The organism is Pseudoalteromonas byunsanensis, from assembly GCF_001854475.1.
In the GTDB taxonomy this organism is placed as follows: domain Bacteria; phylum Pseudomonadota; class Gammaproteobacteria; order Enterobacterales; family Alteromonadaceae; genus Pseudoalteromonas; species Pseudoalteromonas byunsanensis.
In genome coordinates this window covers 83,323-100,709 of record NZ_MNAN01000028.1, presented here as the reverse complement: position 1 = coordinate 100,709, position 17,387 = coordinate 83,323, and the positions used below count along the sequence as shown (strand labels likewise).

Annotated in this window: 17 protein-coding genes; all 17 read right to left on the bottom strand. The window is 42.5% G+C overall.

Features of this window, described 5'->3' with window-relative positions:
* Positions 1–10 precede the first annotated feature (10 nt).
* The 17 genes from fliD to BIW53_RS07980 all read right to left on the bottom strand — a co-directional run bounded on the left by fliD (position 11) and on the right by BIW53_RS07980 (position 17,374).
* A complete protein-coding gene (fliD, locus tag BIW53_RS08060) occupies positions 11–1,429 on the bottom strand; it encodes a flagellar filament capping protein FliD (RefSeq protein ID WP_070991347.1) in 1,419 nt (472 codons plus the stop codon).
* Between the two features lie 24 nt (positions 1,430–1,453).
* Positions 1,454–1,873 (bottom strand): flagellar protein FlaG, encoded by a 420-nt coding sequence (locus BIW53_RS08055; RefSeq protein WP_070991346.1) that lies wholly within the window; start codon positions 1,871–1,873, stop codon positions 1,454–1,456.
* A gap of 85 nt (positions 1,874–1,958) precedes the next feature.
* Positions 1,959–2,921: a flagellin N-terminal helical domain-containing protein gene (locus BIW53_RS08050; protein WP_070991345.1), complete on the bottom strand. Its 963-nt coding sequence runs from the start codon at positions 2,919–2,921 to the stop codon at positions 1,959–1,961.
* A gap of 150 nt (positions 2,922–3,071) precedes the next feature.
* Complete coding sequence (locus BIW53_RS08045) at positions 3,072–4,037, bottom strand: flagellin N-terminal helical domain-containing protein (protein ID WP_070991344.1); 966 nt, start codon at positions 4,035–4,037, stop codon at positions 3,072–3,074.
* 408 nt (positions 4,038–4,445) lie between these two features.
* Positions 4,446–5,408 (bottom strand): flagellin N-terminal helical domain-containing protein, encoded by a 963-nt coding sequence (locus tag BIW53_RS08040; RefSeq protein ID WP_070991343.1) that lies wholly within the window; start codon positions 5,406–5,408, stop codon positions 4,446–4,448.
* A gap of 323 nt (positions 5,409–5,731) precedes the next feature.
* A complete protein-coding gene (flgL, locus tag BIW53_RS08035) occupies positions 5,732–6,946 on the bottom strand; it encodes a flagellar hook-associated protein FlgL (protein WP_070991342.1) in 1,215 nt (404 codons plus the stop codon).
* A gap of 6 nt (positions 6,947–6,952) precedes the next feature.
* Positions 6,953–8,953: a flagellar hook-associated protein FlgK gene (gene flgK, locus BIW53_RS08030; protein WP_070991341.1), complete on the bottom strand. Its 2,001-nt coding sequence runs from the start codon at positions 8,951–8,953 to the stop codon at positions 6,953–6,955.
* Position 8,954: 1 nt separating this feature from the next.
* The gene (flgJ, locus tag BIW53_RS08025) at positions 8,955–9,929 is read right to left on the bottom strand and encodes a flagellar assembly peptidoglycan hydrolase FlgJ (RefSeq protein ID WP_070991607.1); all 975 of its coding nucleotides are present in this window, start codon (positions 9,927–9,929) and stop codon (positions 8,955–8,957) included.
* Positions 9,930–10,036: 107 nt separating this feature from the next.
* Positions 10,037–11,131, bottom strand: coding sequence for a flagellar basal body P-ring protein FlgI (locus BIW53_RS08020; RefSeq protein ID WP_070991340.1), 1,095 nt, complete (start codon positions 11,129–11,131; stop codon positions 10,037–10,039).
* Between the two features lie 11 nt (positions 11,132–11,142).
* Entirely contained in the window at positions 11,143–11,826 is a 684-nt protein-coding gene (gene flgH / locus BIW53_RS08015) for a flagellar basal body L-ring protein FlgH (protein WP_070991339.1), read from the bottom strand.
* Between the two features lie 15 nt (positions 11,827–11,841).
* Positions 11,842–12,630, bottom strand: coding sequence for a flagellar basal-body rod protein FlgG (flgG, locus tag BIW53_RS08010; RefSeq protein WP_070991338.1), 789 nt, complete (start codon positions 12,628–12,630; stop codon positions 11,842–11,844).
* Between the two features lie 18 nt (positions 12,631–12,648).
* Positions 12,649–13,413: a flagellar basal body rod protein FlgF gene (locus BIW53_RS08005; protein WP_070991337.1), complete on the bottom strand. Its 765-nt coding sequence runs from the start codon at positions 13,411–13,413 to the stop codon at positions 12,649–12,651.
* A gap of 136 nt (positions 13,414–13,549) precedes the next feature.
* Positions 13,550–14,872, bottom strand: coding sequence for a flagellar hook protein FlgE (gene flgE, locus BIW53_RS08000; protein ID WP_070991336.1), 1,323 nt, complete (start codon positions 14,870–14,872; stop codon positions 13,550–13,552).
* 46 nt (positions 14,873–14,918) lie between these two features.
* On the bottom strand, positions 14,919–15,596 hold the full coding sequence (locus BIW53_RS07995) for a flagellar hook assembly protein FlgD (RefSeq protein WP_070991335.1): 678 nt from the start codon (positions 15,594–15,596) through the stop codon (positions 14,919–14,921).
* Between the two features lie 14 nt (positions 15,597–15,610).
* Complete coding sequence (gene flgC, locus BIW53_RS07990; RefSeq protein ID WP_070991334.1) at positions 15,611–16,045, bottom strand: flagellar basal body rod protein FlgC; 435 nt, start codon at positions 16,043–16,045, stop codon at positions 15,611–15,613.
* Positions 16,046–16,050: 5 nt separating this feature from the next.
* On the bottom strand, positions 16,051–16,458 hold the full coding sequence (gene flgB, locus BIW53_RS07985; protein ID WP_070991333.1) for a flagellar basal body rod protein FlgB: 408 nt from the start codon (positions 16,456–16,458) through the stop codon (positions 16,051–16,053).
* An 82-nt stretch (positions 16,459–16,540) separates the two neighbouring features.
* Entirely contained in the window at positions 16,541–17,374 is an 834-nt protein-coding gene (locus tag BIW53_RS07980; RefSeq protein ID WP_070991606.1) for a CheR family methyltransferase, read from the bottom strand.
* Positions 17,375–17,387 lie beyond the last annotated feature (13 nt).

Below are 17,387 nucleotides of genomic sequence, written 5' to 3'. Positions count from 1 at the left end.
GTAATACCCTCTATGATTTAGCTTTTGTGAAACCAGGGAGGTTGGCCAATTGCGCACCTAAGTACGCCTGTGTTTGTTGCATCTGTGCCAACAACACATCAAGTCCGGCATATTGTTTACGTAACCTTTCTTCTAGTGAAGCCATGCGATACTCATGGTTAGCTACGTCATCCTCTAAATCGTCTAATTGACCATTTAAGTTAGTTTCACGTTCTTTAATTAGGCCACCCGAATCGATATAGCCACTGAGTAACGTCTCAAGTTGTGACGCCACCCCTCCTTCTCCAGCAAAAGCTGTGCCAATATCATCAAAATTGCTATCCATAGCTTCATTTAAACTTCGTACCAAAGAGGATTTTTGTAAATAACCATCTTTATCTACACCCAGACCAATATCAAAAATCGATTCGAAAGGTCCTGCACCTGTTAGAGGTGTAGAAAGGGTATTAACCAACTGTCCGCTTAATGAGCGCATTGACGCGTCACCGTTAAGCGGTTTGCCAATTCGAGTTTGAAAGCCAATATTACCAATTAAATTATTATAGGCTGAGACAAATTCATCAATTAATCCGTTGATCGACTCTCGGTCATATTCAACATTCAGCGTTGCAGTATCGTAAATACCTGCGCCTGCTGTTTCTTCACTTTGCGCCAATGCCTTGATGGTCATGTCCTGAACAGCATCTTTAAACGTATTGGTGTCGTTTGTCACATCCAATCCGTCAATACTAATAATGGCACTTTGCGCTGATTGCTTACTGTTCATACCACCGGCAGTTACACCATCATTTGCGGTGGTGCTAATCGCGTCTAATTCTGCGGTGTCAGAAGTAATAGTAAGATCATTCGTGTCACCGGTAACATTTGACGTCAATACAAGTTTGGAACCAACGGTACCCGTATTCACAATGTTGGCGGTAACTCCAAAATTATTTTCTGAACTATTGATAGCATCCCTAAGCTCAGCGAGCGTTGCGCCCGCAGCTACCGTCAAATCAAAAGTATTATCAACACCCGCGTTAAAAGTCAGCGTACCACCAGAAGCAGTCACGACACTGTCTACAGACGCAAATGCATTGTCAGTGGACTCTAAGCGACTACCTTTAGCCAGTTGTTTAACAGCTACGTCAAATTGCCCAACAGAGATTTCTGACGTTGGTGTCACACTGATGATGTCACCAGTAGAAGGTTGCGTGATATTCGCAACACGTTTACCGAAGTTTTCGGGGTCGGCCAGTTTTTTAACAATATCCTGCAATTTAGACATCGCTGATTTGACTTCGCCTATTGCCGACAACTCAACCTGAAGCGTCTCCTCTTTTTTAATAAAAGAAAGCATCTTCGGGCGATTTTCTGCATCAACCGAAGCCTTGATAATACTTTCTAAATCAAGACCTGAGCCAATGCCTGCAGATGTAATAAGTGGCATAAACGACCTCCAACTCCAATAATACTAGGCTGTTCTATCGAACAAAAAACCCTTTCCATTTAACTTATCGGCAAATTCGTCCAAAGCTTTAGCTACCGCTCTGAACTCTTCCGAAGGGATTTCCCTAATCACCTTATCATTATCTCGATCAATCACCCGAATAAACGGAGGATCGCCAGCCTCATCAAACTCAAATGACAAGTTTGTTGAAGTTACAGGTATAAACTCGTTGAGTTTATCTAGGTTTTGCTTAACCTCATCAACAAGTTGCTGCCTGCTTTTTTCTGTATCCAGTTGTGGATTTTGTTCTCCAGCTGATTCCTTTTCAGCTTTAGATGGTTTCTCAATCGCACGCGCCGATTCCTGATTCTTCACTTCACTCTGTTGAGATGAAGGAGAAGTCAAAACATTGGCTACCAGATTTGAAGAGTCAAAATCTTTCATTGAACACCTCCTAGACCCTATACATTATAGCATACGCCAAATCCGGATACCTTGCACCCGGACTGGCCGTATACTTCAAGCTAAATTACCCTAGTAGCGACAATGCTACTTGAGGTCTTTGGTTAGCTTGACTCAAGATTGAGCTACTGGCTTGTTGCAAGATCTGCATCTTAGTCAGCATTGCTGTTTCTTGTGCAAAGTCTGTATCTTTAATTCGTGAACGAGCAGATTCTAAGTTCTCAGAAACGTTTGATTGGTTACGAATTGTAGACTGGAATCGGTTCTGAACAGCACCTAATTCAGCACGTTTTTTATCAACAACGGCGATAAGTTGGTCCATACCCGCTAACACTGCTTGTGCATTTGCTTGTGAAGATACAGAGATACCACTTGCAGTGAACACACCAGAGAACGAAGCACTATCTGCTGATGCACCTACAACGCTACTGATTGTACCTGCAACCGCACTTAGCGATGCCCCTGTTACCGCACTTGCAATACCCGCGATACCTGAAAGGGTGAAACCATTGTCTGCTGTCAGTGAGTTCGCTGTGCCACCCACGTTTTGCATACTAAAACTAATTGTTTGGATAGCATCGGCACCAACTTGGAAGTTAGCGTCATAAGTACCGTCCAATAAGTTTTGACCACCGAAGGTCGTATCAGCAGCAACACGGTTTACTTCTGAAGATAGAGAACGGATCTCTTCTTGAATTGCCAAACGGTCTTCATCTGTATTTGAACCGTTAGCAGCCTGCTGCGCTAGCGTACGAATACGCTGGAACATAGAGGTTGTTTCATCAAGCGCACCTTCAGCAGTTTGCGCTAGAGAAATACCGTCATTAGCGTTTCGAACACCTTGGTTCAGACCATTGATCTGACCTGTTAAACGGTTCGAGATTTGCATCCCCGCCGCGTCATCTTTCGCACTGTTGATTCTGAAGCCTGATGATAATCTTTTAAAAGATGTATCAAGCGACAGAGCTGAATTATTCAGCTGTCTCTGTGCGTTCAATGAACTCACATTTGTATTTACATATAAAGCCATAATAGCCTCCGCTTCTTTGTTGGATTGGTGAGTAACGGGATACCCCTACCCTGTTACACCCCAAGTTAGAGTCCTAGATTTATAGTTCTCTAAGTCAACTATCGGCTTATGAAGCGGAAGCTTTAGCTTTATTTGTAATTTTTTTAAATTTTATCCTTGTAGCAAGCTCAATGCCGCCTGAGGTCTTTGATTTGCTTGACCTAATATCGTTTGGCTAGCTTGCTGCAAAATTTGGTTTTTCGTTAATTTTGCTGTTTCCAAAGCAAAATCTGCATCTTTAATTCGCGATTTCGCGGCTTCTAAGTTTTCTGCAATATTCGCTTGGTTTCGAATGGTTGATTGAAAACGGTTTTGAACCGCACCGAGTTCCGCACGCTTTTTATCTACCACTGCAATCATTGCATCCATACCAGCCAATACTGCTTGAGCATTCGCCTGCGATGACACAGAGATCCCACTAGCGGTAAATACATTCGAAAATTGTGCTGCATCTGCAGGCTGACCGACTACATTACTGATAGTACCAGCTGTTGCACTAAGAGAAGCACCAGATACACCACTTGCCACACCGGCAACGCCTGACAACGTGAAGCCATTGTTGGCAACCATACTGTTTGAGGTTGCACCTACATATTGCATACTAAAGCCAATTGTTTGTATGGCATCAGCACCAACTTGGAAGTTTGCAGAATAAGAGCCATCCAGTAGGTTTTGACCACCAAATGTAGTGTCCGAAGCCACACGGTTTACCTCAGCAGCTAGTTGACGGATCTCTTCTTGAATCGCCAATCTATCTTCATCTGTATTCGAACCGTTCGCCGCTTGTTGCGACAAGGTACGTATACGCTGGAACATATTGGTGATCTCATCCATCGCACCCTCTGCGGTTTGCGCTAATGAAATACCATCGTTTGCATTTCGGTTACCTTGGTTCAGACCATTGATTTGTGACATAAGACGGTCAGATATTTGTAGACCAGCTGCATCATCAGCCGCGCTGTTGATCCGTAAGCCTGAAGATAAACGTTTGAATGATGTGTCCAATTCATTGCTAGAATTAGATAGTTGTCTTTGTGCATTTAATGCACTGACATTAGTGTTAACAAATAAAGCCATAACTCATTCTCTCTTTACTAACTCGAACCAACAAAAGGTCCATAAGTTCAAATCGAATACAAGGCGGCACTTTTGTCTATCGCGTTTACTTTAGACGGGGCCAAAAATTGCCGCTTTGCGCATACAAAAACTTCTTACAAGAGAATAAGCAAAACATGGGCCAACTTATTTTGTCGGAGGAATAGTTTATTCGAAGGCGAGAAAAAAGGGGCTATGCAGCCCCTTTTTAAAGTTTGAGAGTGAGTGTCAATAAATTAGCATAAACATTGGCATAGCTTATGCTTATAAATACTTGTTCATTGAATTTGTGAACAAATTTTGGATTTAAAGTACTCCGCTTTTTTGTCCAAACACGGTGTCCGCGTTAATACCCCATTAAGCGCGGACACCTATTCTAATTATTCCCTATTATCCTAGTAGACTTAGAGCAGCCTGTGGACGTTGGTTAGCTTGACTCAAGATTGTTTGGCTAGCTTGTTGTAAGATTTGCATCTTAGTTAAGTTCGCTGTTTCTTGTGCGAAGTCTGTATCTTTGATACGAGATTTAGCAGCCGATAAGTTCTCAGAAATGTTAGACTGGTTACGAATCGTTGATTGGAAACGGTTCTGTACAGCACCTAACTCAGCACGTTTCTTATCTACTACCGCGATTAGTTGGTCCATACCCGCCAATACTGCTTGAGCATTCGCTTGTGAAGATACAGAGATACCACCTGCTGTAAACACGTTAGAGAAACTTGCCGCATCAGCCGAAGCACCCACCACATTACTGATAGTACCAGCAACCGCACTTAGCGAAGCACCTGTTACCGCACTGGCAATACCTGCAATGCCTGATAACGTAAAGCCGTTGTTAGCAACTAGCGAGTTAGCTGTACCACCCACGTTTTGCATACTGAAACCAATCGTTTGGATAGCATCTGCACCTACTTGGAAGTTTGCCGCATAGCTACCATCTAGAAGGTTTTGACCACCAAAGGTTGTATCAGCTGCAACACGGTTTACCTCTGAAGAAAGTGAACGAATTTCTTCTTGGATTGCTAAACGGTCTTCATCAGTATTTGAACCGTTCGCCGCTTGTTGTGAAAGCGTACGAATACGTTGGAACATTGATGTAACTTCGTCCATCGCACCTTCAGCAGTTTGTGCAAGTGAGATACCGTCGTTCGCGTTACGGTTACCTTGGTTAAGACCATTGATCTGTGAAGTCAAACGGTCAGCGATTTGTAGACCTGCTGCATCATCAGCTGCGCTGTTGATACGGAAGCCTGAAGATAGACGCTTAAATGATGTATCTAAAGCGTTACCAGAGTTGTTTAATTGTCTTTGTGCGTTCAACGAACTTACGTTAGTATTTACATAAAGTGCCATGATAGTTCTCCCAATGTAAACTTTCGGTTTACTCTCAAACTTATAACTTTAAGCCTTCAATTTAGTTTTTTAATCTCCGGCTCGGTTACTTAAGTTATCGGAAGCCCAAAAAAATCCTTTAGCATTTTTTTTAAAAAAATACTAAGCAACTGAATTTAAATAGAAAATAGTCTAGATTGGACATTGATTCTTAAAAAAGGAATTTATGGCTTAATTGCAGCATTAAGAATGACTTTGTTTAATTTAAACAATCAGTTATAGATTAAAAGTTAGGAAAACAAAGAAAAATATATGGAAGCTGCCAAAGTTTTGGCAGCTTCAAATTAACGAATGTAATCTAATAAGGAGAGATTAGATAAGCGGCCAAATGTTGCCTGTGATGCTTGAAGGGCCGTTTCATGTTTAGTTAACTCAGTAATCGCTTCAGCCATATCTAGCTCAACTAAGTTTGCTTTAGACAACTTATTATTAATATCTAAATCAGAATTAGCAGCTTCTATGCGCTTAGTTGTGTTTAAACGCCCACCCAAAACAGACTGTGTTTGCGACACCAAGTTCTTGGCATTGTCTAAACCCACAGTTGCATCGGCTAGGGCTTGTTTATACTGTTCTTGATCCAAGCTAGTGTCAGTCAGAGTATTGACCAAGTCGTTTAAAGTATTTAACACATTCTGCTTCTGTGGAGTTTCCAGATCAAAGTCAATACTCGCTGGAGCACCAGTAAATGTGACTTCAAAGCCGTTAATCGCAACTTTATTTCCAGAAAAAGTACCCGAGTCAATCGTTGTGCCGCCAACTTGTAAATCAAACGTCGTCGCAGACGTAAAGTTGATAGTCACAGTATTGGCGTTCGCTGGCGCTGTTGGGTCCGCGTTATAGTTAGTACGATGAAAGGTATCAAAGGCACCTTGCTGTTGGACGTAAACAGTGCTTGTGGCAGGGACAATCGTTGTTTGGTCTACATCCAAACGTTTACCCGCTTTTTCAAACACATCAAAACCATTATCACTGGATTTAATACTAATTCCTTCGGCAACTTTAATGCTGTGTTGGCCCTGATCTCCCTGGTACTCGTAGCTACCAGTACCACTATTATATATATACGCCTGTTTACTATCTTGGTAACCGGCAAAAATAAATCCACCATCTTCGGATTTTGCATTCATCAATTCAAAAATTGACTCTTTAAGTGAGCTTATCTCCGCAGCAACCCCTTCTCTATCAGCATCAGATAATGCACCATTACCAGCTTGTACAGTTAAGGTTTGTGCCTTAGCAATCGCACCCTTGATATTTTCTAAGACGCTCTCTTCCATCTCTAAGCGACTACTTAGCATGGAGGAGCTTTTTGCAAATTGCTCGTTTGATTGGATCTTATCTGTATATAGCATTGAGCTGGCAATCGCTGACGGATCATCCGAGGCAGTTAATACTCGTTTTTGTGTATTAACTTGCTGCTGAGCTCTATTCACTTCCTGCTGATTGTTCAAAATCGTGTTCAGGTTATTTCTAAACATTAAGTTGTTAGATAATCGCATGATTCATTACCTCGCCGCACTGAGTAGCGTATCAAATATGGTACGCGCCGCAGATATTATCTGCGCAGATGCTGAATAAGATTGCTGAAAGCGCAGTAGATTGGCCGCTTCCTCATCTAAGTTTACACCCGATATAGACTCAAACCAGGTTTCAGATTGCGTCGCTAGCGCATCAAAAGCAGCACCATTTGTTTTAGCTTGGTTAGCAATCACACCGATTTCGGTAACCAAACTTGCATAAGATTCATTAAATGTTTTTAAATTATCGGCACTAGCTATGACTCCCTGACGAACAAGCTCTGTGTCTTTTAACTGGCTCAGCGCTAAACCATTTCGGTTATCATCAAAACCATCAGTGTTAACGCCAATAGTGAATACATCACCGGTAGCGGGTTGCCCTGAAATATCAAAATCAAAACCATAACTAGCATATGGTGCGCCTGCCTGATTGAGAACACCATTTCCAGGAGGCGTAATAGTGACTAAATTCGTTCCATTACCATCATTAATTTGATACTGATTTGCCACAGCTGTTTTAGTGATCGTGATCTGTCCTTGCGTCAGCGTGATCGGTGGGCTCGAAAAGTTACTCGTAGCCCCGGTATCCGTCACCACGCCAGCCGAGATACTTGCTGTGCTGGTATTGTTTGCACTTACTTCCGTTCTAATAGGTGACGCCAGCGCTAAATGTTCAGGTCGCTCGGTTGCCATTTCTAATGAAGCTGCCGCGATTGAGTTGAGTTTTATCACATAACTATCACCCGCTGCTGGTGCTCCGGTGACTGTCATATCCAAACCAAATGATTCGCCGGAGGTAACTGTACCTGAGTTAATTGCTCCAGCTGTCACATTCGCTGTAGAAGGCGTACCTATCACGTTCCCTTCACTATCTATTGCCGCTATTTCGACAGTCGTTGCAGTTAAAAAAGTTACCTGAAAGTCAGTTGCAGGAATAGAATTACCTAGACCCGCCTCTAAAGTCGCGTTCACTACGCCTGTGCCGGTATTGTTCTGAAATGCATATCCTTGAACAGTCGGTATATCAAAAATATCACCACCAAAGTTACCATCCAAGTCCATACCTAACGCATTTTGCTGATTGAAAGCATCTGCAATCGAAATACCAATTTGGCCCAATTGATTTTGTGCGGGCTGCAAGATTTCGTCACGAAATGCCAGCAAACCACCAATTTTTCCTTTCAATGATCCAAGATCTACATCAAGCGCAATCGCACTTCCGCTATTAACATCCAACTTTAAGTCTTTCACATTCGGGTCAGGGTCACCATCAAGCGCAAAGGCATTGAATGTCCCGTTTTCCATAACAAGAGACTGACCTGAACCCAAAAATATGAGTTTTTCGCCGTTTGGACCATCCAATGTTTCAATATCAACAAGCCCTGACAAATCACGAATAGCTTGATCTCGCTCATTGAGTACCGACAGTGCCACTGTACGATCATCACTGGTATATGTTGATGAAACCTTATTATTCAACTCACTAATTTTTTCAATCAGGCTGTTCGCTTCATCGGTATACAAACTCAACTGCTCATTGACAACGCTCTTTTGGTCAAACACGATATTCGACAAGCGGTGCATTTGCTGTACTAAACCTTCAGCAGAGTTCATAAACAAAGAGCGAGATACCGTAGATGACGGTTGGTTCATAGACTCTTGCAAGCTATTAAACATATTATTAATGCTTGTGCTCAGGCTGTTTGATTCTTCAGCAAACAAGGTATCGATACGAGATGATTCTGTTACGAATTGATCATAGTAAGCTTTGTTTGAAGTATCACGGTTAAGCTGCTTAGCCGCAAAGTCATTAATCAATCTTACTGTTTCACCACGACCAACCAAATTACCTACCGTTGTCGCGTGCTCGGTGCGCTCGCGAATATACCCTTTGGTGTTAAGGTTTGAGATGTTTCTACTGGTTGTTTGTAGCAGTTCCGTGCTGGCACGAACGCCACTTGTACCAATATGCATTAAATCGAAAGACATCTTAGTTTACTCCTTGACGAATAAGCGATGTCAGCATTTGCTTGAACTCGCCACGCTGTAACACACTTTTTATTTTCTGCGCATAATTCGGATCAGTGGCGTAACCTGCCTGCTGTAACGCATCCAAGTACTGAGCTGGTTGCTTCACTTTCTTCAGCGCCTCATCATAACGAGGGTTATTTTGTAAGAACTCGATGTAATCATTAATACTCTCTTTTACAGAATCATATGCCCTGAAGTTGGCCTGTTTTTGAACAGGCAAACCTTGCTCAAATTCCAAAGTCAACTTTCTGGCGCTCTCACCTTGCCATGACTTATCTGACTTGATGTTAAATAAATTGAAGCTGCTTGAACCATCTTGTTTGGCTACCACATGCTTACCCCAACCAGTTTCAAGAGCTGCTTGGGCAATCATTACGGCAGGATTGAGACCAATTTTTTCGGCGGCGTCTTTAGCATGGTCCCACATTGCAGCAACGAACGAAGCGGGATCATCGAAGCTATCTTGTGGTTTTTCTTTCTGAGCTTTGTCGCTTTTATCAACAACATCTGACAGCTCACTCGATGGCGCGCGGCCACTGGCGATTTTATCACTTTGCAATTGAGCATTAGTGCGTAACACGGAAGCTGGTGTATAACCTTCGCTATTTGGCGAGAGCTGTTGAACAATTAAATCTGCAAGACCAAGACTACCTTTACCTGCAAGCTCTATAGATAGTTGTTGGTCATGCATTTCTTCAAAAAACTTCACACTACTTGAATTGAACGGGCTATCTTTGTCTTCTAATACTTCGTTGGCTTTACGCATACTCTTTAACAGCATTTGCGTAAAAATTGATTCAAACTGTTGGGCAGCCTTTTTTAGCGCTTCATTCGATGCTTTTTGATCGGAAGCACTTTTTAAAGCATCCTGACGCAGGGAGTCTAGATTCCCCAAATCAAAAAAGTTTTGTTTGTCTAACTGATTGGTATTCATCTGCTCAACGACACAAAGTAAAAGTTCATGGTTAAATAAATGCAAAAACCGAGCCAAAAAAAAAGCCTCGATATTTCGAGGCTAACTGTTTGATTAAAAATAAAACTTTATATGACGACTAATTGACCATTGATTGCACCAGCTTCTTTAAGCGCTTCTAAAATCGCCATTAAATCGCCAGGTGCCGCGCCGACCTGATTAATCGCACGTACCAAATCATCAAGACTCACACCAGGGTCAAATACAAATGCTCTAGAGTCATCCGAATCTATATCAATGATGCTTTGCTGCGTAACTGCAGTTTCACCTTCAGCCAAAGCTTGTGGCTGAGACACATTTTGCTGCTCTGCAATCGTTACTGTTAACCCACCATGTGTAATGGCCGCTGGTTGTAACTTAACATTTTTACCAATCACTATAGTTCCAGTGCGAGAGTTAACAATAATCTTGGCATTGGTTTCCGCTGGTTTAAACTCTAAGTTTTCCAAAGTAGATAAATAAGCCACTCGCTGTGAAGGGTCACGAGGTGCTATTACTCTCACAGATGCAGCATCCATAGGTTTAGCACTATTGGGCCCCACTAGTTCATTAATCGTATCAGCCAAGCGCTTGGCGGTAGTAAAATCAGGACTATTTAGATTGAAGGTTATGTGATCCCCTTGTGTAAAAGGACTTTTAACTGCACGCTCTACTGTTGCACCATTTGGCACTCTGCCAACCGTCGGTGTATTGATAACAACACGGCTACCATCTAGCCCTTCCGCACCAAGGCCACCGACGATTAAACTACCTTGGGCAATTGCATACACATTACCATCTACACCTTTTAAAAAGGTTTGTAACAACGTACCACCCCGTAAGCTTCCCGCACTACCTATTGATGAAACCGTAACGTCAATTTGTTGACCTGGCTTCACAAAAGGCGGTAAGTCCGCGTGTACAGCTACTGCAGCAACATTCTTAATTTTTGGCTTTAAACTAGCTGGCATGGTGATACCAAAGCTGCTCAACATAGCTTTAAAGCTTTGTTCTGTAAAACGGCTTTGCTCTCCCGTTCCAGGCAAACCAACGACTAAACCATAGCCAACCAATTGGTTGGATCTAACGCCTTCCACCATGCTGACATCTTTAACTCGTTCAGCATTGGCAACTTGCGTGAACAAACTGCCGAATAAAACGCTTACTATAAGAAACAACCTCATTGTCTTTACCTCTAAAATGGCATCAATGTGCTCATGAAGAAGCGTGCTAGCCAACCAGGGCTTTGCGCTTCTTGCTGTTGACCTTTGCCTGAATACTGAATTCTTGCATTGGCGATACGGTTCGACTCAACTGTATTATCAGCCTTTACATCAGCGGCCCTAACCAGACCCTCTAGGCGAATAAATTCTTCACCGGTGTTCAATGTCAGCCACTTCTCACCGCGGATCACTAAGTTTCCATTAGGTAGCACACGCATCACATTCACTGAAATATTACCAAATAAACTATTGGATTGATTTGCTTGACTATCACCTTGAAAAGAAGAGTCTGATTCCATACCAAACTGAATGCTTTCCCTGCCAATATTCACCGCTGCTCCACCTAAGCCAATAATCGGATCCAATGACATTTCTGTCTCTTTATCCATCTGACTATTGGCCGCTTTAGAAGCTTGTGTTGACTCTCGAAGCACCACCGTAATGATATCTCCAGTTCTTAATGCCTTTTTGTCAGAGTACAAATCATTGGCGCGATGCTGATTAAACAAAGAGCCAGTTGCAACAATAGGTTCAGCCTCTTGCTCTGGATACATGGGTGCATAATATGGGTCATCTCTTACCACATCACTATTTTGTGTAGATACACACCCTGAAAGCAAAGCAGTCACTATAATGAATAAGCTAAGATCACGCATACAGCCCCCTAACGCTTATAACTGTTGATTGATGTAACTAAGCATTTCGTCAACAGACTTAATTACTTTGGAGTTCATTTCGTACACCCGTTGAGTTTCTATAAGATTTACTAACTCTTCGGTGACATTAACATTAGAGGTTTCTAATGCGCCCTGTACTATTGTGCCTAAGCCATCTACTCCAGGGTTTCCTTGTACAGGAGCACCACTTACTGCGGTCTCTGTATAGAGGTTTTGCCCCATAGGCTCTAAGCCTGACGGATTAATAAAGTCGCTGATCACCAACTGGCCAATCACCACGTTTTCAGCTTGACCAGAAATAGATACTGAAACTTCCCCATCTTGAGAGACAGTGATTGATTGTGCATCATCCGGTACATTCATTTCTGGCTGAACTGGGAAACCTGCTCCCGATGTTACTACGCGACCTTCTTCATCAGTCGTAAATTGACCGTTTCGAGAATAGGCGGTTGTACCATCTGGCAATTGAATTTCGAAAAAACCAGGACCTTGTATCATCCAGTCCAGAGAGTTTTCAGTACTCAGTAAATTACCTTGAGAAAAATTCTTTTGGTTTGCTACAACTTTGGAACCTGCTCCTAGCATCAAACCTGAAGGAAGCTCAGTATCTTGAGAGGAACGACCACCTGGTTGATTAATATTTTGATAAAGTAGGTCTTCAAAAATAGCGCGGCTCTTTTTGTACCCTACCGTACTAGCATTCGCGAGGTTGTTGGAAATAACGGCGATGTCAGTTTGCTGCGCATCTAAGCCTGTTTTACTGATCCATAATGCTGGGTTCATAATATCTACCTCACTTGGTTAGACGATACGCAGTAGAGTGACATGGCGTTCATCCATCTCTTCTGCGGATTTCATTAGTTTCATTTGCATTTCGAACTGACGTTGATGATTAATCAAATCAATCATTTCATGCACTGGGTTCACATTTGAACGCTCCAAAGTTCCACTCATAACACGTGCGGTGGGCGAAATATCACAAAACCCACACAACCCATTTACGAGAGCTTCTTCTTTAGGACGAAATAAGCCGTCATTGCCTTTTTCAAGCTGACTGTTATCTGCATCAATAATTTTGAGTCGATCGACAACTTCCATAAAGTTAGCAGGTGCCCCTTGTGGCCTTACCTGCACGGAGCCATCATCACTGAAAATGACTTTATCAACGGGTATTGGCAAAATAATTGGACCACCCTCGCCAATAACTTGACGCCCATGGCTGGTAATTAGCGCACCATCTGCGCGGATATTGAGGCTACCGACTTTGGTATACGCTTCGTTACCCGCTTCATCCATCACGCTAATCCAAGATTCCTGAGTTACAGAAATATCTAAGTCTCGTGCCGTTTCAACAATAGGCCCAGACACTAAGTTTGTGCCAGGCCTTTCCTGCATGGCAAAAACGCGAGTAGGTAACCCTTCGCCAAACGCTTGCATAGAGCGCGCTTGAGCAAAGTCGGCTTTAAATCCTATCGTGTTTGCATTAGCAAGATTATTTGCTTTGATTGCAACACCACGCAAGTTCTGTTTAGCACCTGACATAGCGATATAAAGCATTTTATCCATATCACTAACCCTATTGTTAAATTCATCTAACTAGATAAAGCAATAATGGTGCCAACAAATAAGTGACGCTGTATTGGAGAGAGTCTGCGGTAACAAAAAAGGCCGCACAGTGGCGACCTTTTTAACTGATTTGATATTATCGGATCTGCAAGATGTTTTGCTGAAGTGTTGAGTTAACTTCTAAGGCACGAGAGTTAGCCTGGAAGTTTCGCTGTGCACTGATCAAATCAACAAGTTCATTCGTTAGGTTCACGTTTGACTGCTCTAAAGAGGATGAACTGATGCTTCCTAACGTTCCTGATGCAGGTTCTCCGGCAATTGGCTCACCAGAGGTTAAGCTCTTTTTCCAAGCTGTGTTACCAACTGGAGACAACCCTTGTGAGTTTGAAAAGCGCACCATGGCTACCTGACCTAGATAAGTTGAATCACCGTTGCTGTATGCCGCAATGATCTTACCATCTGCACCGATATCAATACTTGATAAACGGCCCACTGTCGCGCCATCTTGCTCAAGTACTTTCACTTCAAAACGGCTAGCATACTGAGTCGGTAATTTATTTGTGGTGTTAGCCTCATCACGCCAGTTCATGGTAACGTTGTTGGGGAATGTTGCACCGTTTGATAGCATACCTGTGAGGTTAGCAGCCGTTAAGCTTAACGGGTTGAAGGTAGTTCCGGTATTAGCAGCACCATCCGTTGTAGATGGTAAACCGCTAGCATCAAAACCAAATGTCGCAATTGGTGTACCTGTACCGGCTGTGCCTGTGTTATCAAACTGAGTACCATCCAACGTACCAAACACCTCCCACGTATTGGCAGCTGACTTTCTGAAGAATAGCTGCATAACATGCGGCTCACCCAAAGAATCGTATACTGTTGCTGAAGTAGATGAGTTAAATGATGCTGATTCAGTTGGGTCAAACGGAATCGTCGGCACTGACTCTCGCGAATCAACATTAAATGATGAGTAAATTGTTGAAGTTGCGCGTGGAGAACCCGAAGCATCTGGAATTTGCAATGCTGTTGAAGTACTTAAACTCACAGAAGTTGTATCACCAGTTGATGGATCGACAGGGAATCCTTGTAAGAAGTTGCCCTGCGCATCAACAATAAAGTTATCACGATTTAACTTAAACGCACCTGCACGTGTGTAAGTATAATCCTGAGAACCAAATTCCTCACTCATTGCAAAATAACCCTCACCCGTGATGGCCAAATCCAATGAATTATTCGTGAACTTCAATGAACCTTGGTGGAATTGTTGGGCTACCATGGTGGTTTGTGCACCATCACCAGCTTTAGTCTTAGCAGAACTGAATACTGAAGCGGCATATACATCAGCAAACTCAGCACGTGATTCTTTAAAACCTGTAGTGTTAACGTTCGCAATGTTATTTGCGGTCACGTCTAAATCTTTTTGCGCGGCCGCTAAGCCTGTTAATGCGATATTGAAACTCATACTCTCACCTCTTGTACTGTAAGGTTAATTCTGTGACTAACGATAGTTATGCGATTTCTGCGACATCAGTGAGTTTCACCGCGCCAGAAGCTGTGTTAATTATGATGCCATTCGCACCGTTCACATTTACGCTATCTATATTCTTAAATGTTGCCATGGGCAGACTAGTAAATTGACCATTCGCTCTGCCCTCAGCTTTAATTGTGTACTCGCCATCTGGCATCATGGTGCCATCCTGATTTTTACCATCCCACTCAAACCTTAATGCCCCAGCAGTACGACTCCCCATATTCATGGTTCTGATCAATTGGTTTTTCTCGTCGTAGATGCTAATCGTCAGGTCTTCAACAGGTTCAGTAGTAATAACTGATCCCTTGGCAAGTTGGTCTGCGCCTATATTGATCGTATCTGATTCGAGTAATGCCTTTTTGCCAACTAGCGTCGATGCCTGCAATGCTGAATTGGACGTCATTGAAGCTGATAGCATTTCAAATTTTGTATTAAGATTTGAAATACCTTCCGCCATAGTAAAGTTCGTCATCTGTGCGATCATCTGATCATTATCCGCAGGCTTACTTGGATCTTGATATGACAATTGCTGCGTTAACAACGAGAAGAAGTCTTCCTGCGTTAGCGTGTCATTTTTTTCTTCAGGTCTATTTTTTTCAGACCAGCGAAGAGAATCCAAATAAGAAGACGATGCGGCATTAATATCATTACTCATCAGCTATACTCCCGTTAACGCTGACCAAGTAGTAAAGTTTTGCTAAGCATTTGTTTAGCGGCGTCTGCTACTTGTACATTTGTCTGGTACGAGCGTGATGCGGAAATCATATTGGTCATTTCTTCCACGACATTCACATTCGGTTTATAGATATAACCATCCTTATCTGCACTTGGATGATTGGGGCTATATTCCACTTGCAGTGGCTTATTGCTTTCCACAATACCCAATACCTTTACACCAACCGATGCCCCCAACTTTGTTGGATCTTGCACCGATGACGCTTTCGTTAACTCAGCCGCAAAAACAGGGTGTCTCGCACGATATACTTTATCTTGGCTCGAACTAATACTGTTTGCGTTTGAGATATTACTGGCAGTTGTATTGAGGCGAATATTCTGAGCACTCATACCTGAACCTGCGATATCAAATACGTTATATAAACTCATAATAATTACCCTTGACCACTAAGAGCTTTATTTAGCCCTTTAAACTTACCAGAAAGAAACTGCAAACTTGCTTGGTACTCTAATGAGTTTTGTACATACAAGTTCCGTTCCACTTGTACATCAACCGAGTTACCATCACCCGTATCTGCTTGATTTGGATTACGAAATAATTCGACACCACCGGTCATTTTGGTTCCGCCATTGAGATGATTTTCATTGGTACGGACCATAGTATTGCCACGTTGCTGGCTCGATTTTGCCGCCTTGAATGCCTGCGCAAAATCTATGTCTTTGGCTTTATAGCCTGGGGTGTCGGCATTGGCGATATTACTTGCTAAAATTTCCGCCCGCTGCGAGCGGATGAGCATTGCGTGTGGATGTACGCCCAACGCCTTATCAAAACTAATTGCCATAACACAACTCCAAAAATTTGACTCTTAGGAGTTAAAGCAAAAGGCGGGCCAAAAGTAAAAACGGCGGAAACACCGCCGTATGCTATTGTTTTTTCTGGTAAATAATACCTGGATTACATCGGATCATATCAAATGAATCGCTTAGTCCAGCCATTGATTCGGAAGCGCCAAGAAACAAATACCCTTTGGGATTTAATGCTTGGGCAAACTGAGAAATGATTTTAGCTTTTACTTGAGGAGAAAAATATATCAATACATTTCGACAAAATATAACGTCAAATTTTCCCATTAGCGCATATGAATCAAGCAAATTAAGATGTCTAAAATTCACCATTTTGCGAATAGGATCTACAACCTGAGCCATACCATTGCCGCTATCTTTAAAAAACTTCTTCCTGCGTTCAACCGACAGCCCTCTTGCAAGAGCCAGTGCGTCGTATTCGGCGTTTTTACACATATCAAGCATGGTATTCGAAATATCAGTTCCAATAATCTGAACGCCCATTTTCAATGCGCCAGGGCTTTTGCTCTGATACTCACTCGCAGACATAGCGATTGAGTACGGCTCTTGTCCAGAAGAGCTTGCCGCTGACCAAATCTTAACAGGCCTTCTTAAATCACTAAACTCTGGAAAGATTTTGCTTTTTAATAACTCAAACGGATAGGTATCACGAAACCATAAAGTTTCATTCGTGGTCATAGCATCGACCACTGCGGCACGTAATTGCCGCTCATGCGGGCTTAAAGTTTTACTAACCAATGCAGATAATGTATCAACACCAAATCGTGCCATCAGTGGTGCCAAACGACTTTTCACCAAATACAGTTTGTTATCGCCAAGTACGATACCACACTGCTGCTCTAGAAAAGTTCTGAATTGATCATATTCATTCTGTTGAAGGTGCTTATTTTCCAAAGTATTACCGCCA